At 72.4% G+C, this 23236-nt stretch carries 22 protein-coding genes and 2 pseudogenes; 9 read left to right on the top strand and 15 right to left on the bottom strand.

Annotated elements, in window-relative coordinates:
- Positions 1-41 precede the first annotated feature (41 nt).
- From ACZ69I_RS12415 to ACZ69I_RS12425, 3 genes are all read left to right on the top strand, one after another.
- Complete coding sequence (locus tag ACZ69I_RS12415; protein ID WP_470831914.1) at positions 42-1259, top strand: methyltransferase; 1218 nt, start codon at positions 42-44, stop codon at positions 1257-1259.
- 165 nt (positions 1260-1424) lie between these two features.
- Complete coding sequence (locus ACZ69I_RS12420; RefSeq protein ID WP_467679936.1) at positions 1425-3785, top strand: phosphoketolase family protein; 2361 nt, start codon at positions 1425-1427, stop codon at positions 3783-3785.
- Complete coding sequence (locus tag ACZ69I_RS12425; RefSeq protein ID WP_470832055.1) at positions 3782-4426, top strand: alpha-ketoglutarate-dependent dioxygenase AlkB family protein; 645 nt, start codon at positions 3782-3784, stop codon at positions 4424-4426. The genes ACZ69I_RS12420 and ACZ69I_RS12425 overlap by 4 nt, the downstream gene beginning before the upstream one ends.
- Positions 4427-4460: 34 nt before the next feature.
- Here the strand turns inward: ACZ69I_RS12425 and ACZ69I_RS12430 are convergent, their stop codons facing one another.
- Both ACZ69I_RS12430 and ACZ69I_RS12435 read right to left on the bottom strand, forming a co-directional pair.
- Positions 4461-5183 (bottom strand): 2OG-Fe(II) oxygenase, encoded by a 723-nt coding sequence (locus ACZ69I_RS12430; protein ID WP_470831916.1) that lies wholly within the window; start codon positions 5181-5183, stop codon positions 4461-4463.
- A complete protein-coding gene (locus ACZ69I_RS12435; protein ID WP_467680106.1) occupies positions 5180-5677 on the bottom strand; it encodes a methylated-DNA--[protein]-cysteine S-methyltransferase in 498 nt (165 codons plus the stop codon). Before ACZ69I_RS12435 ends, ACZ69I_RS12430 begins: the two co-directional genes overlap by 4 nt.
- 210 nt (positions 5678-5887) lie before the next feature.
- On the opposite strand from ACZ69I_RS12435, the gene ACZ69I_RS12440 reads away from it, so the two are divergent.
- Together ACZ69I_RS12440 and ACZ69I_RS12445 are read left to right on the top strand one after the other, a co-directional pair.
- On the top strand, positions 5888-7909 hold the full coding sequence (locus ACZ69I_RS12440) for an oxidoreductase (protein WP_470831918.1): 2022 nt from the start codon (positions 5888-5890) through the stop codon (positions 7907-7909).
- A 28-nt stretch (positions 7910-7937) separates the two neighbouring features.
- Positions 7938-8504, top strand: coding sequence for a PadR family transcriptional regulator (locus tag ACZ69I_RS12445; protein WP_470831920.1), 567 nt, complete (start codon positions 7938-7940; stop codon positions 8502-8504).
- On the opposite strand, the gene ACZ69I_RS12450 is transcribed toward ACZ69I_RS12445, so the two are convergent.
- The 5 genes from ACZ69I_RS12450 to ACZ69I_RS12470 form a co-directional block, all read right to left on the bottom strand.
- Entirely contained in the window at positions 8501-9109 is a 609-nt protein-coding gene (locus ACZ69I_RS12450; protein ID WP_470831921.1) for a hypothetical protein, read from the bottom strand. The genes ACZ69I_RS12445 and ACZ69I_RS12450 overlap by 4 nt on opposite strands.
- A gap of 95 nt (positions 9110-9204) precedes the next feature.
- A complete protein-coding gene (locus tag ACZ69I_RS12455; protein WP_470831923.1) occupies positions 9205-10326 on the bottom strand; it encodes a Gfo/Idh/MocA family protein in 1122 nt (373 codons plus the stop codon).
- Positions 10323-11090, bottom strand: a complete 768-nt coding sequence (locus tag ACZ69I_RS12460) for a sugar phosphate isomerase/epimerase family protein (protein ID WP_470831924.1) — start codon at positions 11088-11090, stop codon at positions 10323-10325. The genes ACZ69I_RS12455 and ACZ69I_RS12460 overlap by 4 nt, the downstream gene beginning before the upstream one ends.
- A gap of 208 nt (positions 11091-11298) precedes the next feature.
- Positions 11299-11805 (bottom strand): hypothetical protein, encoded by a 507-nt coding sequence (locus ACZ69I_RS12465; protein ID WP_470831925.1) that lies wholly within the window; start codon positions 11803-11805, stop codon positions 11299-11301.
- Positions 11806-11983: 178 nt separating this feature from the next.
- Positions 11984-12427, bottom strand: a complete 444-nt coding sequence (locus tag ACZ69I_RS12470) for a nuclear transport factor 2 family protein (protein WP_470831927.1) — start codon at positions 12425-12427, stop codon at positions 11984-11986.
- Between the two features lie 118 nt (positions 12428-12545).
- Here ACZ69I_RS12470 and ACZ69I_RS12475 point away from each other — a divergent pair, with 118 nt between their 5' ends.
- Positions 12546-13109, top strand: coding sequence for a PadR family transcriptional regulator (locus ACZ69I_RS12475; protein WP_470831928.1), 564 nt, complete (start codon positions 12546-12548; stop codon positions 13107-13109).
- A gap of 223 nt (positions 13110-13332) precedes the next feature.
- Here the strand turns inward: ACZ69I_RS12475 and ACZ69I_RS12480 are convergent.
- Together ACZ69I_RS12480 and ACZ69I_RS12485 are read right to left on the bottom strand one after the other, a co-directional pair.
- Positions 13333-14693: pseudogene (locus ACZ69I_RS12480) on the bottom strand (GMC family oxidoreductase); the annotation flags it as partial.
- Between the two features lie 354 nt (positions 14694-15047).
- Entirely contained in the window at positions 15048-16037 is a 990-nt protein-coding gene (locus tag ACZ69I_RS12485; RefSeq protein WP_470831929.1) for a fibronectin type III domain-containing protein, read from the bottom strand.
- A 262-nt stretch (positions 16038-16299) separates the two neighbouring features.
- On the opposite strand from ACZ69I_RS12485, the gene ACZ69I_RS12490 reads away from it, so the two are divergent.
- A complete protein-coding gene (locus ACZ69I_RS12490; protein WP_470831931.1) occupies positions 16300-17058 on the top strand; it encodes a glycoside hydrolase family 75 protein in 759 nt (252 codons plus the stop codon).
- Positions 17059-17077: 19 nt separating this feature from the next.
- Here ACZ69I_RS12490 and ACZ69I_RS12495 read toward each other — a convergent pair whose 3' ends face one another.
- From ACZ69I_RS12495 to ACZ69I_RS12520, 6 genes and pseudogenes are all read right to left on the bottom strand, one after another.
- Positions 17078-17488, bottom strand: a complete 411-nt coding sequence (locus ACZ69I_RS12495; protein WP_470831933.1) for a PTS-dependent dihydroxyacetone kinase phosphotransferase subunit DhaM — start codon at positions 17486-17488, stop codon at positions 17078-17080.
- Positions 17481-18107: a dihydroxyacetone kinase subunit DhaL gene (dhaL, locus tag ACZ69I_RS12500; protein ID WP_470831935.1), complete on the bottom strand. Its 627-nt coding sequence runs from the start codon at positions 18105-18107 to the stop codon at positions 17481-17483. Before dhaL ends, ACZ69I_RS12495 begins: the two co-directional genes overlap by 8 nt.
- A gap of 94 nt (positions 18108-18201) precedes the next feature.
- Positions 18202-19194: a dihydroxyacetone kinase subunit DhaK gene (gene dhaK / locus ACZ69I_RS12505; protein WP_470831937.1), complete on the bottom strand. Its 993-nt coding sequence runs from the start codon at positions 19192-19194 to the stop codon at positions 18202-18204.
- An 83-nt stretch (positions 19195-19277) separates the two neighbouring features.
- Positions 19278-19364, bottom strand: a pseudogene (locus ACZ69I_RS12510) (TetR family transcriptional regulator); the annotation flags it as partial.
- 16 nt (positions 19365-19380) lie between these two features.
- Complete coding sequence (locus ACZ69I_RS12515) at positions 19381-19980, bottom strand: hypothetical protein (protein ID WP_470831938.1); 600 nt, start codon at positions 19978-19980, stop codon at positions 19381-19383.
- A gap of 76 nt (positions 19981-20056) precedes the next feature.
- A complete protein-coding gene (locus ACZ69I_RS12520) occupies positions 20057-20692 on the bottom strand; it encodes a TetR/AcrR family transcriptional regulator C-terminal domain-containing protein (RefSeq protein ID WP_470831939.1) in 636 nt (211 codons plus the stop codon).
- 106 nt (positions 20693-20798) lie between these two features.
- Between ACZ69I_RS12520 and ACZ69I_RS12525 the strand changes: the two genes are divergently transcribed.
- Positions 20799-21518 (top strand): hypothetical protein, encoded by a 720-nt coding sequence (locus tag ACZ69I_RS12525; RefSeq protein WP_470831940.1) that lies wholly within the window; start codon positions 20799-20801, stop codon positions 21516-21518.
- 73 nt (positions 21519-21591) lie between these two features.
- On the top strand, positions 21592-23226 hold the full coding sequence (locus tag ACZ69I_RS12530) for an AMP-binding protein (protein ID WP_470831942.1): 1635 nt from the start codon (positions 21592-21594) through the stop codon (positions 23224-23226).
- Positions 23227-23236: the final 10 nt, after the last annotated feature.

Below are 23236 nucleotides of genomic sequence, written 5' to 3' on the forward strand. Positions count from 1 at the left end.
ATCGTGGCACAGAAGGCGCTCTCCGTTAGCCTGAGGGCACGATGAACCGTTTGAGCACGTCATGGGGCGCGTACGACCTCACCCGCTTCCCGGAGGACCCCCGCGACCAGCTGCGCGCCTGGTCGGCGGCCGACGCCTATCTGCTGCGGCACCTGGCGGGGGAGGAGGGGGCAGCGGCCGTCGACCTCTGCGGACCGGAACCCGCAGCCGTGGCTGTCGTCGGCGACCGGTGGGGCGCCCTCACCACCGCTCTCGCCGGGCACGCGCGCGTGCCCGTGCAGATCACCGACTCCTTCCTCGCGCAGCAGGCCACCCGGGCCAACCTCGCGCGGGCGGGGCACGCGCCGGACGCGGCGCGGCTCCTGACGACCAGGGACACGCCGCCCGCCCGCGTCGACGTGCTCCTGGTCCGCGTACCCAAGAGCCTCGCGCTCCTGGAGGATCAGCTGCACCGGATCGCGCCCGCCGTCCACGAGGGCACCGTCGTCGTCGGCACCGGCATGGTGACCGAGATCCACACCTCGACCCTCGACCTCTTCGAGCGGATCATCGGGCCGACCAGGACGTCCCTCGCCCGGCAGAAGGCGCGGCTCATCTTCAGCACGCCCGACCCGGCGCGCGCGGCGGGCCCCAGCCCCTGGCCGGGCAGGTACGTGCTGCCCGCAGACTCCGGAGCCGGCGCCGGTCTGACCGTCGTCAACCACGCGGGCGTCTTCTGCGCCGACCGGCTCGACATCGGCACCCGCTTCTTCCTCAAGCACCTGCCGCGCGCGCGGGGCGGCGCGCACGTCGTCGACCTCGGCTGCGGCAACGGCGTGCTCGGCACCGCCGCCTCCGTCGCGGACCCGGACGCCACCGTCACCTTCATCGACGAGTCGTTCCAGGCCGTGGCCTCCGCCGAGGCCACCTTCCGGGCCAACGCCGCCGAGGACGCCAAGGCGCACTTCGTGGCCGGCGACGCGCTCGCGGCCGTGCCCGAGGGGACGGTGGACCTCGTCCTGAACAATCCGCCCTTCCACAGCCACCAGGCCACGACCGGCGCGATCGCCCGCCGGATGTTCACCGGCGCCCGCGCCGCCCTTCGCCCCGGCGGCGAGCTGTGGGTCATCGGCAACCGCCACCTCGGCTACCACGTGCAGCTCCGCAAGCTCTTCGGCAACGCGGAGGTCGTGGCGAGCGACCCGAAGTTCGTGCTGCTGCGGGCGGTCAAGAGCGGACACCGACGTCCCCGCCCGGTGGCGGACGCCCCCCGCGACTGATGTGCTGGGGCCCACCGGCCGTGGTGCACGGCCGGTGTCCCCACGAAGGGCGGGCCGCCTCCCGCACGACCGACACGACTGACCCGCCGCTCCCGTGGAACCCGCGCAGCGCTCCGCCGTACCCCGAACCGGCGTACGTTCCGAATCTTGCGAGGAGAGAAGCCCGTGGCACCCCTGGCGAAGGACCACCTGGAGGCACTCGACGCCCACTGGCGTGCCGCCAACTACCTGGCCGCCGGTCAGATCTACCTGATGAGCAACCCCCTGCTGACGGAGCCGCTGCGGCCCGAGCACATCAAGCCGCGCCTCCTCGGCCACTGGGGCACCTCGCCCGGCCTCAACCTCGTCCACACGCACCTCAACCGGGTCATCAGGGAACGCGACCTGGACACACTGTGCATCTGGGGGCCCGGCCACGGCGGCCCCGCCGTGCTCGCCAATTCCTGGCTGGAGGGCTCGTACGGCGAGATCTACCCCGACGTGACGCGGGACGCGGAGGGCATGGCGAAGCTTTTCCGCCAGTTCTCCTTCCCCGGCGGTGTGCCGAGCCACGTGGCGCCCGAGACGCCGGGTTCGATCCACGAGGGCGGCGAGCTCGGCTACTCGCTCGCACACGCCTACGGCGCCGCGCTCGACAACCCCGACCTGCTGGTCGCCTGCGTGATCGGTGACGGCGAGGCGGAGACCGGACCGCTGGCCGGGTCCTGGCACGCGAACAAGTTCCTCGACCCCGTCCACGACGGCGCGGTCCTGCCGATCCTCCACCTCAACGGCTACAAGATCGCCAACCCGACCGTCCTCGCCCGGCTGCCCGAGGACGAACTCGACGCGCTGCTCAGGGGCTACGGCCACGAGCCCGTGTACGTGAGCGGCGACGACCCCCTCACCGTCCACCGGGCGATGGCCGAGGCCATGGACCGGGCACTCGACAGCATCGCCGCCATCCAGCGGGCGGCCCGCGGCGGCGACGGGGACGGCCGCCCGCGCTGGCCCGTGATCGTGCTGCGCACGCCCAAGGGCTGGACCGGGCCGAAGAGCGTGGACGGGGAGCCCGTCGAGGGCACCTGGCGCGCGCACCAGGTCCCGCTGGCCGGCGTCCGCGACAACCCCGAGCACCTGCGGCAGCTGGAGGAGTGGCTGCTCTCGTACCGCCCGCGCGAACTCTTCGACGCCGACGGCAGCCCCACCGGCCAGGTCCGGTCCTGCCTCCCCGAGGGCGAGCGCCGCCTCGGCGCCACCCCGCACGCCAACGGCGGCCGGCTCACCCGCCCGCTGCCCCTGCCGCCGCTGGAGCGGTTCGCCGTCACCGTCGACAAGCCGGGCACCACCCTGCACGAGCCGACCCGGGTCACCGGCGGCCTCCTCGAACAGGTCATGGCCGACACCGCCGACCGCCGCGACTTCCGGGTGGTGGGCCCGGACGAGACAGAGTCCAACCGGCTCGGCGCGCTCTACGAGGCCACGGGCAAGGCCTGGCAGGCCCGCACCCTCGACACCGACGAGCACCTGGCCCGCGACGGCCGGGTCATGGAGGTCCTCTCCGAACACCTCTGCCAGGGCTGGCTCGAGGGGTACACGCTCACCGGGCGCCACGGCCTGTTCTCGTGCTACGAGGCGTTCGTCCACATCATCGACTCGATGGTGAACCAGCACATCAAGTGGCTGAAGACGTCGCGTGCCCTGCCCTGGCGCGCGCCCGTACCGTCGCTGAACTACCTGCTGACCTCGCACGTGTGGCGCCAGGACCACAACGGCTTCTCGCACCAGGACCCCGGCTTCGTCGATCACGTGCTCAACAAGAGCCCGCACGTCGTACGGGTCTACCTCCCGCCGGACGCCAACACCCTGCTGTCCGTGACCGAGCACGCCCTGCAGAGCCGCGACTACGTGAACGTCGTCGTCGCGGGCAAGCAGCCCTGCTTCGACTGGCTCACCCTCGACGAGGCCCGCGCGCACTGCGCACGCGGCGCGGGCGTCTGGGAGTGGGCCGGGACCGACGACGGGGCGCGGGACCCGGACGTGGTCCTGGCCTGCGCGGGGGACGTGCCCACCCAGGAGGTCGTCGCCGCCGCGGCGCTGCTGCGCGAGCACCTGCCCGAGCTCGCCGTCCGGGTCGTCAACGTCGTCGACATCGCCCGCATGATGCCCCAGGAGGAACACCCGCACGGCATGGCGGACTCCGAGTACGACGCGCTGTTCACCCGCGACAAGCCGGTGATCTTCGCTTACCACGGCTACCCGTGGCTGGTGCACCGGCTCGCCTACCGCCGCCACGGGCACGCCAACCTGCACGTGCGCGGCTACAAGGAGGCCGGTACGACGACCACGCCCTTCGACATGGTCGTCCGCAACGACCTGGACCGCTACCGCCTCGTCATGGACGTCATCGACCGCGTCCCGGGCCTGGCCGTGCGCGCGACGGCCGTGCGCCAGACGATGGCGGACGCCCGCACCCGCCACCACGGCTGGATCCGCGAGCACGGCACGGACCTCCCCGAGGTCGCCGACTGGACGTGGCCCTTCTGAGCCAGGAACTGTTCCCCCGCACCCGGACCGTCCTCGGCCCGGGTGCGGTGCACCTGCCGGACTGGCTGACGCCCGAGGAGCAGTTGCGGCTCGTGGCGGCGTGCCGCGAGTGGGCCAGGCCACCCGCCGGGCTGCGGCTCGTCAGGACTCCCGGCGGCGGCACGATGACGGCCCGGCAGTTCTGCCTGGGCTGGCACTGGTACCCGTACGGCTACGCGCGCACCGTCGTCGACGGGGACGGTGCCCCGGTGAAGCCCATGCCGCCCGCCCTCGCCGAGCTGGGCCGCAGCGCGGCCGAAGCGGCCGGTCACACCGTCGGGGAGGCGTACGACATCGCCCTCGTCAACTTCTACGACGCCGACGCGCGGATGGGCATGCACCGCGACAGCGACGAGAAGTCCGATGCTCCCGTGGTGTCGCTGAGCCTCGGCGACACGGGTGTCTTCCGCTTCGGCAACACCCGGACGCGCACGAAGCCGTACACGGACATCGAGCTGCGCAGCGGCGATCTGGTGGTCTTCGGCGGTCCGTCGCGCCTCGCCCACCACGGGGTGCCGCGGGTGTTCCCCGGCACCGCGCCACCAGAGCTCGGCCTCACCGGGCGGCTGAACATCACCCTGCGCGTGAGCGGTCTGGACTAACCGTCGACGAGCGCGTCGGGGGAGGAGCGGCCCGCTACGCCGCGTCGTGGAAGACGAGCCCCAGCGACCTCCGCAACCCCGACCGCACCGTGCTCACGCCGTGCCGCACCGGCCCCGCCGACCAGCCGCGCGCGGAGCGGACCGGGCGGTCGCGGGTGGTGAAGATCAGCCCGTGGCCCTGCTCCAGGACGGCCGACGTGCCCCGGGACTGCGCCCGGGGTCGCTGCTCGACGAGCAGGAACTCCCCGCCCGTGTAGTCGGCGCCGTGCTGGTCCAGGCCGATGACGACCTGCAGCGGGAAGACCATGTCGCCGAAGAGGTCGCGGTGCAGGGCGTTCCAGTCGCCCTCCTCGTAGCGGAGGAGGATCTGCGCGGACCTGGTCTGACCCGCCGCGTGGCACCGGTCGAGCCACTCCTCCAGGGTGTCGGGCCAGGGCGCCGGACGGCCGAGGCGATCCGCCCAGTCGCGGGCGACCGTGAGCAGGTGCGGATAGAGGGCTGACCTCAACTCGGCTATGGGGGAGGGGAGTTCATGAGTGAAGTAGCGGTACTGTCCCGCGCCGAAGCGGTGGCGAGCCATGTCGACCGTGGAACGGAACAGGGTGAGGTCGTCGTACAGCCCGGCGATGCGGCGGCACTCGGCCGGGTCGAGCAGCCGCGGCATGAGCGCACAGCCGTGCGCGTCGAGCTCGGCGGCCAGGGCCGGCCAGTCGGCCGCGTCGACCGCCGCGCCGACGGTCCGTGCGGCGGTCGTCATGCCGATTCCAGGTCGAGGAGCCGCCGCTTGCTCTCCAGGCCGCCCGCGTACCCCGTCAGGGAGCCGTCGGCGCCGATCACCCGGTGGCACGGGCGCACGACGAGCAGCGGATTGCGGCCGATGGCGGTGCCCAGGGCGCGGACCGCGGCGCGCGAGAGGCCGAGCTGCTCGGCGAGCCGTCCGTAGGTGGTCGTGGTGCCGTAGGGGACGGTGTCCAGGGCGTCCCAGACCTTGCGCTGGAACTCGGTGCCCGCCCCGGTGGCGTACTCGATGTCGAAGTGGGTCAGGCTCCCCGAGAAGTACGAACGCAGCTGCGCGGTGATCGCCCCGAACGCCTCGTCGTCGCGCGTCCAGCCGTCCAGGACGACGGCGCCGCCCTTCTGGCCCGGCAGCGACAGCGAGGTCAGGGCGGTGCCGCCGGCGGCGGTGGCCGACTCCTCGCCCACCAGCAGCAGCTCGCCCAGCGGGCTGTCGATCGTCGTGTAGACGGTCATCGGACTCTCCTCGGTCGTGCCGCGTTCCGTGCGGTTCTCCTTGCTGACATGGACCAGTCTGCGTCGCGCGCGCGACTGCGGCTGGCGGGATTCGGACATGACGCTGCGCTGCCGCGGAGCCGTCCGCGGATTCACCTTATGCAACTAGTTGCATAAGGCTTGGTGCCTGGTCTACAACTGTCCTGTAGACACCGCGTACGGAGGGGCCGCATGAGCCGTTACCCGAACCTGCTGAACCCGCTCGACCTGGGCTTCACCACCCTGCCCAACCGGGTCGTGATGGGCTCCATGCACGTGGGCCTGGAAGAGGCCCCGAACGGCTTCGAGCGGATGGCGGAGTTCTACGCGACCCGCGCGCGGGGCGGCGTCGGCCTCATCGTCACCGGCGGCATCGCCCCGAACGAGGTCGGCCGCCCCTGGGACGGCGGCGCCAAGCTGACCACCGAGGCGGAGGCGCGCGAGCACGCCGCCGTCACGGCGGCCGTGCACGCCGAGGGCGGCAGGATCGCGATGCAGATCCTGCACTTCGGCCGGTACGCCTACCACGACAAGCTGGTCGCGCCGAGCCCGATCCAGGCGCCCATCAGCCCCTTCGTGCCCCGCGAGCTCACCGACGACGAGGTCGAGCAGACCGTCGAGGACTTCGTGCGCGCCGCCGAGCTCGCCAAGCTCGCCGGGTACGACGGCGTCGAGGTGATGGGCTCCGAGGGGTACTTGATCAACGAGTTCATCGCGGCCCCCACCAACCAGCGCACCGACCGCTGGGGTGGCGCCTACGAGAACCGCATCCGCTTCCCCGTCGAGATCGTCCGCCGCACGCGCGAACGCGTCGGCACGGACTTCATCATCATCTACCGCCTGTCCATGCTGGACCTCGTCCCCGGCGGCTCGACCCTCGAAGAGGTCGTCCAGCTCGCCAAGGAGATCGAGGCCGCGGGTGCCACGATCATCAACACCGGCATCGGCTGGCACGAGGCACGCATCCCCACCATCGCGACGTCGGTGCCGCGCGGCGCGTACAGCTTCGTGACGAAGAAGCTCATGGGCGAGGTCTCCGTGCCGCTCGTGGCCGTCAACCGCATCAACACCCCTGAGATCGCCGAGCAGTTGCTCGCCGAGGGTGCCGCCGACATGGTGTCCCTGGCCCGCCCGCTCCTCGCCGACCCGGACTTCGTCAACAAGGCGAAGGACGAGCGGCCCGAGGCCATCAACACGTGCATCGGCTGCAACCAGGCCTGCCTGGACCACACCTTCAACCTGCAGATCACCTCGTGCCTGGTGAACCCGCGCGCCTGCCACGAGACCGAGCTCGTGCTCTCGCCGACCCGCACCAAGAAGCGCATCGCCGTCGTCGGCGCGGGGCCCGCCGGGCTCGCCTTCGCCGTCTCGGCGGCCGAGCGGGGCCATGACGTCACCCTCTTCGACGCGGCCGCCGAGATAGGCGGCCAGCTCAACGTCGCCCGCAAGGTGCCGGGCAAGGAGGAGTTCGACGAGACCCTGCGCTACTTCCGCACCCAGCTCGCGCTGCGCGGCGTCGACGTCCGCCTGAACACCGTCGTCACCGCCGAGGAGCTCGCGGGGGCCGCGTACGACGAGGTGGTCGTCGCCGCCGGTGTCACCCCACGCGTCCCGGACATCCCCGGCATCGACCACCCCAGCGTCGTCGGCTACCTCGACGTGCTGCGCGGCGAGGCGCCGGTGGGGGAGCGGGTCGCGATCATCGGTGCGGGCGGCATCGGCTTCGACGTCGCCGAGTTCCTCACCGACGGCGGCGAGAAGGCGAGCCTGGACCCGGCGACGTACTTCCGGCAGTGGGGCGTCGACATGGACTACCGCGAGCGCGGCGGACTGATCAAGCCCGAGCGGCCGACGCCGCCGCGCACCGTCCACCTGCTGCAGCGCAAGACGTCCAAGGTCGGCAAGGGCCTCGGCAAGACCACCGGCTGGATTCACCGCACCGAACTGCGCCACCGCGGCGTCGCGATGGTGGCGGGCGTCAGCTACGACCTGATCGACGACGCGGGCCTGCACATCACCGTCGAGGGGGAGCCGTCCGTGATCCCCGTCGACACCGTCGTGCTCTGCTCGGGACAGGAGCCGCGCCGCGACCTGCACGAGGAGCTCGCCGCCGCCGGAATCACCGCGCACCTCATCGGGGGCGCGGACATCGCCGCCGAGCTGGACGCCAAGCGCGCCATCAAGCAGGGCACGGAGCTCGCCGCGGCGCTGTGAGAAGGGGCCGGGTCCCTAGGATTGGCCCATGTCACTCCCGCACGCGATCCTCACCGCCCTCCTGGAGAAGCCGTCGTCGGGCCTGGAACTGACCCGCAGGTTCGACAAGTCGATCGGCTACTTCTGGTCGGCCACGCACCAGCAGATCTACCGCGAGCTGGGCAGGCTGGAGCGCGAGGGGGCCATCCGCGCGCTGCCGCGGCAAGGGGCCACGCGCGGACAGAAGAAGGAGTACGAGGTCCTGGCCGCGGGCCGCGCCGAACTGGCCCGCTGGACGGCCGCGAGCCAGGACCCGAAGCCGATGCGCGACACCCTGCTGCTGCGCCTGCGCGCCGCGGCGGTCGTCGGCACGGAGGGCATCCAGGAGGACCTGCACCGCCATCTCGACCTGCACCGGCGCCAGTTGGCCGAGTACGAGGAGATCGAGCGGCGGGACTTCCCACCCGGTAAGGATGCCATCGAGGACCGGCTGCGCCACGTGGTGCTGCGCGCCGGCATCGATCTGGAGACGTTCTGGACGCAGTGGCTGACGCGGGCGATCGAGGAACTCGGGGCGCCGGCCCCGCCCGCCGGTGGCGGCCCTGCGCGCGGCTAGCTGATGTTGATGTGGATGTTGAAGCGGATGTTCCCCACCGTCACGAAGAAGTTGCCCTGCTTGGTGCGGCGCTCCAGCGTGTCCCCGGTGGTGCCCTTGCCCTTCAACTCCTTGTTCTCCACCGGCAGATAGTCGAATCCGCGGAACAGCTTGCCCTCGGTCTTCGCCGCGATGCCGCCCACCCGGCGCCAGTGGCCGCACAGATCGTCGTAGCGGTCCTGGGAGAGCTTCGTGCCGTACGTCATGTTGAGGCCACCGCCGCCGACGTACTGCGCGCACGCCTGCTTGAACAGGGTGACGGCGTGGTCGTCGAAGGAGTCGACGTCCTCGATCCGGCCCAGGATCTCCTCCTGGTCCTGGGAGATCTTCGCCTGCCTGGCCGCCTTCTGCGTCGAGTTCTGGCGCTCCTGCTGGTCCCCGAGGATGGCCTTCTCGGCCGTGTGGATGCCGTCCTCCTTCTTGCACGCGATCTCCAGCGTGTTCTGCCAGGTGCCGGCGGAGATCCATTCCCGCGCGAAGTCGATGCGGTCGCAGAAGGCGAGGAGCAGGACCTCGGCCTCCTTCTCGCTCTCCGCGTAGACGACGCCCTTGTACTCCTTCGTCATGGCGACTCTCCCTCCCCGGTGCCGCGGGCGCGGCGTGTGGGTGTCCGGGCACGACTCCCGGATGCGCAACGTCTCACCACAGGAGGGAACCGTCATCAGGTGGCGCCGCTTCCGTTCCCCAGCGTCGCCTGCGTCGGGTCCCACTCCAGCGGCAGCGGCTCCGGCGGTACGAGTTGGGTGGCGAGCGGCAGGAACTCCGAGCGCCGCGCCGAGTGCGTGATCGCCGTCATCGTCTGCAGGACGTGCAGGGCGAGCGCGCCGGACGCCCGGTGGGCGACGCCGCCGCGCAGGGCGCGGGCCATGTCGACGACGCCGAGGCCGCGCCCGTCGGTACGCCCCCGCACGGGCAGTTGGCGCCACGCGTCGTCGCCGCTCGGCAGCAGCTTCAGCGGGCCGCCGAACGTGTTCGGGTCGGGCACCGCGAGCGTGCCCTCGGTTCCGGTGATCTCGAAGCGGGTGCGGCGCAGCGCCGAGTCGAAGCTGAACGTCGAGGCGGCCCGCACGCCGGAGGCGAACCCGATGAGCGACGACACGTGCGTCGGCACGTCGACGGGGAACACCTGCCCCGCCTTCGGCCCCGACCCGACGACGCGCTCCTCGCGCGCGCGTGCCGTCGTCGCGGCCACCTCGCTGACGCTGCCGAACAGGGCGACGAGGGAGGTCAGGTAGTACGGCCCGAGGTCGAAGAGCGGCCCCGCGCCCGGCTGGTAGAAGAACGCCGGGTCGGGGTGCCAGGCCTCGGGGCCGGGACCCTGCGTCACGGTCGCCGCCGCCACCGGCACGCCGATGTGCCCGGCGGCCACGGACCGCAGCGCCGACTGCAGGCCCGCCCCGAGGAATGTGTCCGGCGCGTTGCCCACGCGCAGCCCGCGCTCCGACGCCTCGGCGAGCAGCTTCTCCGCCTCCGCGGGCGCGAGCGTGATGGGCTTCTCTCCGTACACGTGCTTTCCGGCGCGCAGGGCGGCCGCAGCCACCTGCGCGTGCGCAGCGGGCACGGTGAGGTTGACGACGAGTTCGACCTCGGGCAGGGCGAGCACCGACGCGGGGCCGCCCGCCTCGGGTATGCCGTGCGTGCGGGCCGCTGCGACCGCCCGCCGCTCGTCGAGGTCGGCGATGGCCACGACCCGGACGTCCGGGAACCGGCTCAGCGTGCGCAGGTACTCGGCGCTGATGACGCCCGCGCCGACGACGGCGACGCCGACCGGTCCCGAGTTCACGCCGTCTCCAGGGAGGCGAGGTAGGTGCGGCTGGCGGCGAGCTCGGTGAACAGGGTGTCGGCGTCGCCCGCGCAGGAGTCGAACTCGACGATCCGCCATGCGTCCGGCGCGGCGGCGAGGATCTCCGGGACCGGCATGGTGCCGCCGCCGAGCGCCACGTTCGGGTCCTCCTTGGTGCCGGGCCCGTCCTTGAGGTGCAGGGCCCGCACCCGGTCGCCGAGGCGGCGCAGGAGCCCCGGCACCTCGGCGCCGCCGACCGCCGCCCAGTAGGTGTCGACCTCCAGGAACACGGCGGGATCGAGGAGTTCGGCGAGTATGTCGACGGCGTGCAGGAGCCCCGCTTCTCCCTCGTCGAAGCGGGGCTCGATCTCCCACCAGTGGTTGTGGTAGCCGATGCGTATGCCGTGCCGTTCGGCAAGCGCCGCAAGGGAGTTGAGCCGGTCGGCGGCGCGTGCGAGTCCGTCGCGCGAGGTGAACTCCTCGGGCGGGATGCCCGCGGGCACGATCGCGAGGTCGGTGCCGAGGGCCGCCACCGCGTCGAGCACGGCGACCGGGTCCGGGCCGAGCAGCTGTACGGCGTGCGTGCCGGAGACGGTGAGCCCGAGGTCGTCGACGATCCGCCGCAGCCCCTTCGGGTCGCCGAGCACGTCGTACGTCTCCACGGCGCCGTACCCCGCGGAGGCGAGGCGGCGCAGCGTGCCCTCCCGGTCGGCGACGAGCTGATCGCGCACGGAGTAGAGCTGAACGCTGAGCGGTCGTGGCATGAACGCGCCCTCCCTGTCGGCTGGGAGGACGGTAAGGCGGTTCAGGGGGGCGGGCAAGGGTGCGTGGTGTGCGTGCGCCGCCGCCCGCCACGCGGGGGTGTGCGTGCGCCACCGTCCCTCACCCGTGGCGTGCGTGCGCCACCCTCCGGCACGCGACGGCCGCCCACCCTCGGTGCTGACGGGCGGGCGGCAGTCGCGGATGCCGGGGTCAGGAACGGCCCGAGGCACCCCGGCGGCGCAGGTACCAGACTCCGCCCGTCGCGGCCGCGGCCACCAGGGCCCCGCCGGTGACGAGCGTGAGCGTGCCCCGGTCCTCGGTTCCGCCCCCGAGTCCGCCGCGGACGCCGCGCGCGGGCGCGGTCGTCGACGAGGCCGTCGGCCCGGCGCCGACGGTGACGGTCTGCGGTCCGGCTGACGAGCCGTCCTTGCAGGTGACGAGCACGGTGTAGGTGCCGGCGCTGACGTTCTGCCAGGTGGCGCTGTCGTTCGTCAGCTCCACTTGGCGGCCTCCGGCGAAGCTCGCGTTGGCGCCGCCCATCAGTGAGGCCGTGCCGCCGCCCGAGCCGCACGCGGTCGTGGTGGCCCGCACGGTGGATCCGGTGGCGGTGACGGTGAGGTCGCCGCCCGCGAACGCCGACGGAGCACCCAGGACCAGCGGCAGCGCGGCGGCGACGACCGTCAGGCCGGCGCGGACACCTATCTGAGTAGTACGCATGAGTCTGCCCTCCGGTGGCACGGGAGGCGGTACAACCCATGCGCCGCCGAGAGTCGGGGATATCGCCCGTGCTACCTGACGACGAGCCAACGCGGCGCGAGCGGCGTCCGCATGCGGACGGCGGCCGGGCAGGTGACGGAATCCTTCGTCCGGCGCAGGGCGGCGCCACCGGGGGCGGTCACTGCGGGGCCGGGACCAGTCCTGCTTCGACCAGGCCCGCGTGCACCGCCTGCCCGAGGGCGTGCACCGCGGACTGCGGGCGGACCATCACGGTGAACTCCTTGATCCGGCCCTTTTCGTCGAAGTGCAACAGGTCGATGCCGTGCACCTCTTTCCCGTTCACGGTGGTGCGGAACAGCAGGACGTCCGACTGCGCCACGGTGCCGTCGGCGCTGGTCTGCGCCTCGCCCGCGTACCCGCCGACGTACCGGAAGTCCTCGAACGTCCGCAGCAGGACGCCGAAGAGGCCGAGCACCATGGGGCGGCCTTCGAACGGGGTGAACTTCACCGGGCTGTAGAGGCGGACGTCCGGCGTGAACAGCTCCTCCAGCGCGCCGAGATCGCGCTGCTCGACGACGGCGCGGAAGCGCGCGGCGGTGGGATGCGTCGTGGTTCCCGTCATGGTTCCTCCCGAAATCATGCGGCGGCGCACCGTGCCGCCCCATAGTCATGAATCTGAGTAGTCACATACATGACTATGATGAGGGGGCGAGGCGGCGGAAGGGAAGGGGAACCGGACGATGGCTCTGCGGCACGCGGTGCTCGCGGCACTGCTGGACGGTGAATACAGCGGCTACCAGCTGGCCAAGGGCTTCGACATCGGCGTCGCCAACTTCTGGTACGCGCTGCCCCAGCAGCTCTACGCCGAGCTGGCCAGGCTGGAGACGGAGGGCCTCGTCACCGGCCGTGAGGTGGTCCAGGAGGGCCGGCCCAACAAGCGCCTGTTCACGGTCACCGACGAAGGCCTCGCCGAGATGGAGCGGTTCGCCGCCCGCGCCGCGAAGCCGTCCTTCATCCGCGACGACCTGCTGGTCAAGGTGCAGGCCGTCGACGGAGTCGCCGCCGCTCCGGTGATCGAACAGCTCACGGAGCGCGCCGCGGTGGCCGACGCGAAGACCGAACTCCTGGAGAAGCTCCTGGTACGGCTGCGGGGCGACGCGGACGAGGACGACTTCCTGCGCACCGGCGAGCGCGTCGGCCCCTACCTGACCTGCCTGCGCGGGCTCGCCTTCGAACGGGAGACCCGCGACTGGTGCAGGCGCGCGGCGGCCCTCCTGACGGAGCGGGCGGCCGCCGTTCCGTAGCCCGTCGCCAGCGCTCCCCGAGCCGTTCGAGCGTCTCGACGACCTGGCGGGTGCCGTCCTCCCGGGCCAGTTCGGCGGCGATGTCCTGCGGCGGTCACCGCTCGCTCGAAGTGTTGCGTGCCGCGGGCGTGCCGAGGCCCCGGATCAGGTCGGCGGCCTTCTCCGCGATCATCACGGTGGCCGTGTTCGTGTTGGCCGAGACGATCGTCGGCATGACCGAGGCGTCCACCACCCGAAGGCCCCGTAGACCGCGCACGGTCAGATCGGGGGCCACGACCGCGTCGGGCCCCGTCCCCATCGCGCAACTGCCCACTGGGTGGAAGTCTCATCGGTGACGTCGGGGCCGGGGAGCACCTCGCGCGGGCGCCACGGGGCGAAGGGTGCCGCCGCCGCGATCTCCCGTGCCGTCCCGATGCCCCGCAGCATGCGCCGGACGTCCGACTCCCGGCCCAGGTAGTCCGGGTCGATCAGCGGCGGCGTCGCCGGGTCGGGATCTGCCAGGCGTATCGAACCGCGGCTGTCGGGCACGGTGGACACCGCCAGGGTGAACCCGTTGGCCGGGACCGGCATCGTCGGCGGGTGGTACGGCACGTGGATGCACAGCAGCTGCATGTCCGGGCCGGGCGCGCGGGCGTCGCTGCGCCACGACAGGGACGTCTCGGCGAGGCTGGTCTGCGGGGGCGGCAGGAGCCGTCCCGCTTCGTGGACGACGGGGCACAGCGGGTGGTCGTGCAGGTTGCGGCCGACGCCGGGCAGGTCGTGGCGGACCGCGACGCCCGCCTGCCGCAGTTCGTCGGCGGGGCCGATGCCGGAGAGCAGCAGGAGCCGCGGGGAGTCGACCGCCCCGCAGCTGACGATCACCTCGGTCGTCGCGCGGACGGTGCGCCGGGCGCCGTCGCGCCACATCTCCACGCCGGTGCAGCGGTCGCCGTCGAAGAGCAGGCGCAGCGCGCGGGATCCGGTCGAGACGGTGAGGTGGGGCCGGCCGGCCCGGACGGGGTGGAGGTAGGCGTGTGCGGTGCTCTGGCGTCGCCCGTCCGAGATGTTCAAGTCGTGCCAGCCGACGCCCTCCTGGTCGCTCCCGTTGAAGTCGTCGGTCCGGGGGTGCCCGGCCGCGGCCGCGGCGTCGACGAAGGCCTGGGAGAGGGGGTGGCCGCCCTCCTGAGCGGTCTGCGGGCGCAACGGCCCTTCGGCGCCCCGGTACTTGGGGTCCTTGCCGTGGACCGTCTCCATGCGCTGGAAGTACGGGAGGGTCTCGTCGAAGCCCCAGCCCGTGCATCCCAGGGCGGCCCAGCGGTCGTAGTCGTTGCGGTGACCGCGCAGGTGGATGAGGCCGTTGATGGCGCCCGAGCCGCCGAGCGTCCGCCCCCGCGGGAAGGCCCGCGCGGCCCGGTCGGCGCCGGTCTGCCGGACCGTGGTGTAGGCGTGGTCGACCTCGGTGCCCTGGAGCGCGGGCCAGGCGGTGGGCTCCGCGATCTCCGCCTTGTCGTCCTCCCCGCCCGCCTCGATCAGCAGGACCCGGCTCTCCCCGTCCTCGGACAGCCTGGCCGCCAGCACACAGCCGGCCGACCCCGCACCCACCACGATGTAGTCCCACTCACCCGACAACGTCCGCCCACTCCCTCATGCTCGTCCGACCCTCGCCGCTCCCGCCTCGCGCGCCTCTCAAGTAGCCGTGCTAATACGGCAGTTGCGCGAGCAGAGTTCCGATTGTGTCCGAGAGTGACAGAAGCGGCGCCGGAAAACGCGGGAGCAGCACGCAGCACGATTTCGTCGGCTCGATCACCGTGCGGTGTCCCGGCTACTCCCGCGGTACGGCGCATCGCGCGACGGATCCCTACTACGGCCTGCCGCTCTGGCTCCAGGTGAAGCCTCCCTGGTCTCCGCCTGCGCGACTCCGCTCAAAGACTCAAAGACTCAAGACTCAAAGGCAGGCTCTCAGCCCGTGGTGACGGTCCGTTCGGGCGAGTAGCCGCCCCACGTACCGTCCGGGAGCCTGGGGCGGATCCGCACGCGGTGCCGCTCCCCGGCCTTCCTGCCGATGTAGAAGCTGTGCTCGGCCTTGTCGCGCGGCGCCGTGCCACCGAAGACGAGCGAGGTGGCGGTGCGGCCGTCCAGCTGGATCCGGTATTCCGCGACGGCGCCGCCGGTGCGCGGCGGCGTCCAGGAGAGGTCGATGTAGTACGCCCCGTCCGCACGGTGCGTGCGCGCGCGGAAGTCGGTCGGCGCGGTCCCGCGCCCCGAGCCCTTGCCCGCCGCGGTGGTGAGGCGGACCTCGGGACTCGCGGGGGAGAAGTTGTCGGCGGCGTCCCGCGCCTTGACCGTGAAGGTGTAGTGGGTGCCCGGCCGCAAGCCGGTGACCAGCGTCGCGGTCTGGCCCCCGCCCACGCTGTGGATCTTCGAGCCGCCCTGGTAGACCTCGTACGAGGCGACACGCCTGTTGTCCGAGGAGCTCGCCCAGGAGAGCATCACCGCGCTGCTGCCCGCGGCCTTGCCCGTCAGGCGGCCGGGCCGCGTCGGGACCTCGTGGTCCGCGGCGGCAGCGGCGGGCGTCGTGACCGAGAGCCGCCTGCTGTCCTCGCTGACATTGCCCTCGGCGTCGCGGGCGCGCACCGTGAAGGTGTACGTGGTGGACGCCTTGAGGCCGACGATGTCCACCATGTGCTCCCTGCCCGGCACCTCCTTCACCTTCTTGGTACCCCGGTACACCTCGTACCCCGTGACTTCCGTGTCGTCGACGGCCTGATTCCACATGACGTGGGCGGTCGTGGCGCTGCCCGCCTGGACGGTGAGGCCGCGGGGCGCCGCCGGAGGCTTGGTGTCCTCGGCGTCGCCGCCGCCCCAGGCGCAGCCGCTCAGTGCGGCGGCGGTCGCGGTCGCGACGGCCAGGAGGGTGAGAGGGGTGGCCGGATGGGGGGTCCGTCGCACGGTGCTGCCTTCCACTCGACGGCATTGGTCCGGACCTATTTGACACAGGTGACGAGGGCACATCAAGGGGGCGGGGGTGTGCGCCGTCCGGACCGTGATCGGCGGACGGGGCATGGGAGGGCCCGCACATTGGGATATCTGGCCAACAAGCCGTCAGTTCTCACCCCGAGCCGTCAGTTCTCCGCTGCGAAAGGTTGTTCCCGTGAGGCCTTCTCCCGTGAGGTTCCTGCCCACGCCGTTCCGTCCCGCGAGGCTCTTGCCCGTGCGCAACGGAACGGCGGTCCTGGTCGCCGCGGTCGGCGCCGCCCTGCTCGCCCCCGCCACCCTCCCCGCGTCGGCGCAGCAACTGTCACCGCGCAACGACCTCAACTCACCCCGAAACGCTCCTCGTTCGGTGGCCCCGCCGCTCCATGAGGGATCGGTACGAGCCGCCGACCTGCTGGCAGGCACCCAGAAGTGCAGACAGATCTCGAAGGGCAAGTACCGCACCGACGGCGACGCCCGCGCGGACGTCCCCGTCTGCGGAACGCCGGACGCGGTCTTCTGGAAGGCCGACATGGACATCGACTGCGACGGACAGCGGACCAAGGCCTGCAACCGTCGCACCGACCCGCTCTTCCTCCCCACCACGACCTACCAGCAGTCCGACGGCCGGCACCTGAGCGCGGAGCGCCTGCCCTACGTCGTCGTGCCGGGCCCGAGCAGGCGCTGGAACTACACCGCGCACGGCATCACCGGCGGAACCGTCGCCGCCGTCGTCCACCGCGACCAGGTGCTCTACGCCGTCGTCGGCGACACCGGCCCCACCGACCTGATCGGCGAGGCGTCGTACGCGGCGGCCCGGGCGCTCGGCATCAGGCCCGACCCGCGCACCGGCGGCGTGCCCTCCGACGTCACGTACATCTTCTTCAAGGGCCACAAGGCGACCCCGATCGAGAGCCACCGCGCCGCGGTCGCCCGGGGTGACGCGCTGGCCCGGCAGTTCGTACGGGGCGTACGGGCGACGCAGCGGCCCGGATGAGGAGCCGCCCCGTCGCGCCTCACACCTTCCGGTAGGTGTACGCCTCGGTCGCCGCCGCCCCGACCGCGGCGAGATCGGCGCCGGCCGACGCGGTCACCACCGCCGCCACCGCGCCCTCCACGAACGGCGCGTCCACCAGGCGCGCGGCGTCCGGGAGTTCGTCGCCCTCGGCGAGCAGCGCCTTCACGGTGAGGACGGCGCTGCCGAGATCGGCGAGAATCGCGACGCCCGCGCCGCGGTCGACCCGGGCGGCGGCCGCCGAGATCAGCGCCGCGCTGGTGCCGAGCCCGCCGTCCTGCGTGCCACCCGCGGCGGCCACCGGCGCGGTGGCGCCGCCGCCCGCGATGCCTGTGGCGAGCGCGGCGACCGCCTCGGCGACGGGGCCGCTGTGCGACACGAGCACGATGCCGACCGACGCCCCGTCAGCCACGGCCGCCCTCCCGCGCGTCGTCGACCTGCGCGGTCTCCGCGAGCGCCTCGAAGAGCAGGGCCGCCGATGTCGCGCCCGGGTCCTGGTGGCCGATGCTGCGCTCGCCCAGATAGCTGGCGCGGCCCTTGCGTGCCTGCAGCGGCGTCGTCGCCAGGGCGCCGTGCAGCGCGGCCTCCCGTGCCGCGCCGAAGGAGTGCTCCAGCGCGTCGAGCGCGGGGACGAGCGCGTCCAGCATCGTCTTGTCGCCGGGCGCGGCGCCTCCGAGTGCGGCCACCGCGTCGACACCGGTCCGCAGCGCCTCGGTGAACCCCGCCTCGTCGACCTCGGCCGCCTCACCGAGCGCCTTTCCGGTGCGGCGCAGCAGCGTGCCGTAGAGCGGTCCCGACGCGCCGCCGACCGTCGAGATCAACTGGCGCCCCGCCACCAGGAGAACAGCCCCGGGCGTGTCCGGGGCCTCCTTCCCCAGGACGGCGGCGACGGCGGTGAACCCGCGCCGCAGATTGCTGCCGTGGTCGGCGTCTCCGATGGGCGAGTCCAGCTCCGTGAGCCGGTCCGCCTCACGGTCGACAGACGCTGCGCAGGCCGTCAGCCAGCGGCGGAAGAAGTCGGCGTCGAGCACGGGGTCTCCTTGCGTGGGCGGGTGCGTGCATGGGTGCGTACTTGGCCGTGGGAGTGTGCGGCGGTCGACCGTGTGCGTCGCGCGTGCGGAGGCGTCAGACTCCCCAGCGCAGGCCCGGCGTGCGGACCGGCGCGTCCCAGAGCCCGAGCAGTTCCTCGTCGACCTGACACAGCGTCACGGACGCCCCGGCCATGTCCAGCGAGGTCACGTAGTTGCCGACGAGGGTGCGCGCCACGGGGACGCCGCGCTCGACGAGCACGCGCTGAACCTCGGCGTTGAAGCCGTACAGCTCCAACAGGGGAGTGGCGCCCATGCCGTTGACGAGCAGGAGGACCGGGTTGCGCGGATTGAGGTCCTCCAGTACGGCGTTCACCGCGAAGTCGGCGATCTCGCGCGACGTCATCATGGGGCGCCGCTCACGACCCGGCTCCCCATGGATACCCACGCCCAATTCCAGCTCGCCCGGCGGTAGTTCGAAGGTCGGGCTGCCCTTGGCCGGCGTACTGCACGCGCTGAGCGCGACGCCGAAGCTCCGCGTGTTCTCATTCACCCGCCGGGCGATGGCCTCGACCCGCTCCAACGGCATGCCCGCGTCGGCGGCCGCGCCGGCCAGCTTCTCCACGAAGAGGGTGGCGCCGGTGCCGCGCCGCCCGGCGGTGTAGAGGCTGTCGGTGACCGCCACGTCGTCGTCGACGAGCACCTTGGCCACCTGGACGCCTTCGTCCTCGGCGAGCTCCGCGGCCATGTCGAAGTTGAGCACGTCGCCCGTGTAGTTCTTCACGATGAAGAGGACCCCCTCGCCGCTGTCCACGGCGGCCGCGGCCCGCACCATCTGATCCGGCACGGGTGAGGTGAACACCTCGCCCGGACAGGCGGCCGACAGCATCCCCGGCCCCACGAACCCGCCGTGCAAGGGCTCGTGCCCCGACCCGCCGCCCGAGACGAGCGCGACCTTGCCCGCGACGGGCGCGTCCCTGCGTACGATCACGCGGTTCTCGACGTCGATCGTCAACTCGGGGTGCGCGGCGGCCATCCCGCGCAGCGCGTCGGCGACGACGGTCTCGGCGACATTGATCAACATCCTCATGGATACCTCCGGGGCGGGCGTGATCGGTCGGAAGAGGCCTCTGCCGGTGCAGTATCGACCTTGCCGCGGCGAAGGTCACGCGGACGGACGGGCTCCGTGCCCCGACTCGTGCCGACGCCGACGCCCGCCTCGGCCGCGATGTCCCGTACCGGCGCCTCCACACCCGACGCCGTACGAAGTCCTCGGCTACTCCCAGTCCGTCAGGTACCCCTGGTGCCGCACGCATCCGCCGTCGGCGGTGAGGGTCGGCTCGCCCGTGTACCAGTCGGGGCGCAGGGACAGTTCGATGCCCCGGTCGGTCGTGGTGCGCACTCCTGGCAGTCCGGCGCCCGGCTCGCCCTGCTTCGGGGCGGGGATGTTCCGCACGGTCAGATCCTGTCCCGACCACTCCTCGCGGAGGGTGTCGACCGCCGCCGCGTACGCGGCGTGGTCGGCGAAGTCGGGGGCCCAGGTGACGGTCGGCCGGTCACGGGTGACTCCCTCCGGGTCCGCGCCGAAGTCGTCCTTGCAGGAGGCGTTGGCCATTCTCCTGTCGTCGATCACCGCGTCCGGGTCGATGCCCAGCTTCCGTACCGCTTGTTCGCCCGCCTGCTCCGTGCGTCTCATGTGCTCGCGGAACTCCGACTCCGACTCGGCGGGACCCGACAGGGACGAGCAGCCCGTCGCGAGCGCCGTGAGGAGCAGCACCGCCACCGGCACGCCCGTGGTCGCCGACAGGGCCCGGCGCCGGCGCCGGGGCGTGCGGGCGGCCGTGGGTGAGGTGGTGAGGGTGTGTCGCGTCGTCATGGTCACAATCCCAGCAGGGGACGCGGACCCGGCGGCACCGCTCGCGTACTCAGACTCCGGCTGAGTACCTGGCCCTTCAGCCTGCGTCGCTCTCCGTGAGGGTCTCGAACGCCGAGCACAGGAGCTGGATGCTGCGCCGGAACTTCTCGTCCTGGCCCGGCCGGGGCATCTCGTCCATGACGAGCGGGAAGCGCGTGCGCAGGTCGGCGTAGATCTCGGCAGTGACGGCGGGCGCCCGGGGCTCGCTCTGTTCCTGGAGCACGAACCCCGTGACGTGGCTGAGGAGGGTGTCGGCCGCGATCCCGAAGTGGTCGGCAGGCACACCCGCGTCGAGCAGGGTCCGCAGAAAACGCTCCATCAGTGAGAGGCCGCCGGTGCTCAGCGCCCCGGGGCTGTCGGCCAACAGGAGCGCGCCACCCGGGTGTTGCAGGAGGCTCGCGCGCAGCGCCGCGGCCTGTGCCTCGATCTCGTCCTGCCAGGCCGCTTCGGGCGGGAGCGCGGCGAGGGCGGCGCTCCCGGCGTCGTACGCGTGCCGGCAGACGCGGTCGGCCATCAGCGCGAGCAGTTCGCTCTTGTTGCGGACGTGGTAGTAGAGGCTGCCCGCGTGGGTGCCGAGCCGATCGGCCACCCGGCGCATGGACAGGCCGTGGTACCCGGTCTCGGCGAACGTGGTCATACCGGCGTCGACGATCCGCTCCCTGGTGAGCTTCATCGGCCCACCGTAACAGCTTTTCGAACAGTGTTGGAAAAGCTGTGCTAGCCTCACCGTCAACGGTTTTCGAACACCGTTGGAAACTGGGAAGAGGGGCTCGGGGGACATGGACGGACTGCTGTTCAGTGCGACGACGGCCGCGTTGATGGTGATGATGATCAACGGCGGACTGGGTGCGGTGGGGCGCGACTCGCTCCGGGGGCGGCCCGTCCCGTGGGCCGCGGTCGGCCTGACCGCCCTTGCGGTGGCCGGTGTCGTCCTCCAGCTGTGCTGGGCGGGCGCGATGGAGGCCCTCGACGACGATCCCGCCGAGTCCGGCTGGTGGCGGGTGTGCACGTCGGTCTTCCTGCAGAACGGCGGTGTCTCCGGCGCGCTGTGGAACATCGCCACCCTCGCCGTCGTGGCGGCCCTCGCGCAGTGGCTCTGGGGCGGACCGCTGACGCTGCTGTTCTTCGTCGCGGGCATCCTCCTGCCCGAGCGGATCGACGCGCTGCTCGGTCTGGGCGGTGGCTCCGGCGCCGATCCCCGTAACTTCGCGGGCAGTTCAGGCGCCACGTACTTCCTGGGGGCGACCCTGGCCGCGGCCCTCCTGGCGCGCGTTCGTACCCTCACCGGCAAGGAACGCGCTCTCGCCGTCGGTGTTCCGGTGCTCGGGCTGGCGATGTGGTGCGCGCAGGACAACGGCCACGGTCTCGTCGCCGTCTATGGCTTCGCGCTCGGGATCATCGTCCGGGCGGTGCTGTGCCGCCTGCCGCGCCGAGCGCCCGCCACCGACGCGTTTCGGACGGCGGAAAGCCGCCCGGGAGCTGCCCGGAGCGGGGCATAATACCCGGTCGCCCGGTGGCCGAAGTTGCCCCCTGTGAGGTGATGACTCCCGAGCGGCATGTTTGCATGTGTTCATGATCGTTAACGCACAGGAGACATCCGAGCCGCGGACGTACGTGGATCGCGTACTGGAGCACTGGCACGAGGACGAGAACGCCGAGGCACTCGTCCAGGGCACGCAGCGGCTGACCCGGGGTGAGGCCCGGCGGCGGCTGTTCCGGCTGGGGCACGCGCTGCGCGGGCAGGGGCTCCGGCCCGGCGACGGAGTGGGGCTGTTCCTGGCCAACCGTGTGGACTCCGTCCTGGTGCAGCTCGCGGTCCACCTCGTCGGCTGCCGTGTCGTGTTCCTGCCGCCCGAGCCCGGACCCGGCGAACTCGCCGCCCTGGTCGAGCAGTCCAGGGCGCGCGCCGTGGTCACCGACCCGCTCTTCGCGCAGCGCGCCGCCGACGCGGCAGGCCGCAGCGTCCACGCGCCGGTGCTGCTCAGCCTCGGACCCTGTGAGCAGGAGTGCACGGACCTGCTGGAGGTGGCCGCCGAGTGCCCCGCCGAGCGCCCCGAGGGCGTGCCCGCCCCGGCCCCGGACGAGGCCGTCACCGTGCTCTACACCGGCGGCACCCTGGGCCGCCCCAAGCTCGCCGCCCACAGCCACCGCCTCTACGACACACTCATGAACGCGGAGGAGGACGACCCGCAGGACCCGGGGGAGTCGCGCGCCACGCGGTTCTTGACGCTCACCTCGGGCACGGACCGGGTGCTCGCGGCGACGCTGCTCACGCACGGCAGCGGCCACCTCACCTCGATCCAGGCGCTGGTGTCGGGCTCCGTCCTCGTCGTCCTCCCCGAGTTCGAGCCGGGCGCGGCGCTGGCGGTGCTGCGCGAGGAGAAGATCACCGCCACCATGTTCGTGCCGCCGATGCTGTACGCGCTCCTCGACCACCCGGAGTGCGTGCCGGGCGTGCTTCCCGAGCTGAGCCGCGTCGTCGTGGGCGGCGCCGCGTCGTCGCCGAGCCGGCTCCAGCAGACGGTCGAGGTCTTCGGGCCCGTCCTCAGTCAGGGCTACGGACAGTCGGAGGCGCTCGGCATCGCCGCGTTCGGGGCGGAGGAGCTCGCCACCAAGGGGGCCGAGCGCCCCGAGCTCTGGCGCAGCTGCGGCCGCGCGATAGCCGACACCGAGATCGAGATCCGCGGCGAGTCCGGCACGGCGGCACTGCCCCCCAGGCAGGTCGGCGAGGTGTGCGTCCGCGGCGAGACGGTGATGCTCGGCTACTACGAGGACCCGGAGCGCACCGCGGAGGCCCTGCGGGACGGCTGGCTGCGCACGGGGGACATGGGCTACCTCGACGCCGAGGGGTACCTGTACCTCGTCGACCGGGCCAAGGACATCATCGTCACCGGCAGCACCAGCGACAACGTCTACTCCCGCGTCCTGGAGGACTTCCTGCTCACGCTGCCCGGGGTGCGCAACGCGGCGGCGCTCGGCGTGCCGGACGAGGAGTTCGGCGAGGCCGTACAGATCTTCCTGGCCACGGCCGAGGGCGTTGACGTCGACCCGGACGTGGTCGGCGCGGCGGTCACCGCCGAGCTGGGAGACCTGTACACGCCCCGCAAGACGGTCCTGCTGGACCGGCTGCCGACGACCAAGGTCGGCAAGGTGGACAAGAAGGCGCTGCGCGCGGCGTGGACGAGCGAGCCCGCGCACACGTCGTAGCGAGACGGGC

This window comes from Streptomyces sp. NPDC036815, from assembly GCF_055609205.1.

Bases quoted from the DNA above. Each gene is read 5' to 3' on its own strand.
- ACZ69I_RS12415 (WP_470831914.1), top strand. From the start codon at position 42: ATGAACCGTTTGAGCACGTCATGGGGCGCGTACGACCTCACCCGCTTC.
- ACZ69I_RS12430 (WP_470831916.1), bottom strand. From the start codon at position 5,183: ATGACGACCGCCGCACGGACCGTCGGCGCGGCGGTCGACGCGGCCGAC.
- ACZ69I_RS12435 (WP_467680106.1), bottom strand. From the start codon at position 5,677: ATGACCGTCTACACGACGATCGACAGCCCGCTGGGCGAGCTGCTGCTG.
- ACZ69I_RS12440 (WP_470831918.1), top strand. From the start codon at position 5,888: ATGAGCCGTTACCCGAACCTGCTGAACCCGCTCGACCTGGGCTTCACC.
- ACZ69I_RS12445 (WP_470831920.1), top strand. From the start codon at position 7,938: ATGTCACTCCCGCACGCGATCCTCACCGCCCTCCTGGAGAAGCCGTCG.
- ACZ69I_RS12450 (WP_470831921.1), bottom strand. From the start codon at position 9,109: ATGACGAAGGAGTACAAGGGCGTCGTCTACGCGGAGAGCGAGAAGGAG.
- ACZ69I_RS12460 (WP_470831924.1), bottom strand. From the start codon at position 11,090: ATGCCACGACCGCTCAGCGTTCAGCTCTACTCCGTGCGCGATCAGCTC.
- ACZ69I_RS12465 (WP_470831925.1), bottom strand. From the start codon at position 11,805: ATGCGTACTACTCAGATAGGTGTCCGCGCCGGCCTGACGGTCGTCGCC.
- ACZ69I_RS12470 (WP_470831927.1), bottom strand. From the start codon at position 12,427: ATGACGGGAACCACGACGCATCCCACCGCCGCGCGCTTCCGCGCCGTC.
- ACZ69I_RS12475 (WP_470831928.1), top strand. From the start codon at position 12,546: ATGGCTCTGCGGCACGCGGTGCTCGCGGCACTGCTGGACGGTGAATAC.
- dhaK (WP_470831937.1), bottom strand. From the start codon at position 19,194: ATGAGGATGTTGATCAATGTCGCCGAGACCGTCGTCGCCGACGCGCTG.
- ACZ69I_RS12515 (WP_470831938.1), bottom strand. From the start codon at position 19,980: ATGACGACGCGACACACCCTCACCACCTCACCCACGGCCGCCCGCACG.
- ACZ69I_RS12520 (WP_470831939.1), bottom strand. From the start codon at position 20,692: ATGAAGCTCACCAGGGAGCGGATCGTCGACGCCGGTATGACCACGTTC.
- ACZ69I_RS12525 (WP_470831940.1), top strand. From the start codon at position 20,799: ATGGACGGACTGCTGTTCAGTGCGACGACGGCCGCGTTGATGGTGATG.
- ACZ69I_RS12530 (WP_470831942.1), top strand. From the start codon at position 21,592: ATGATCGTTAACGCACAGGAGACATCCGAGCCGCGGACGTACGTGGAT.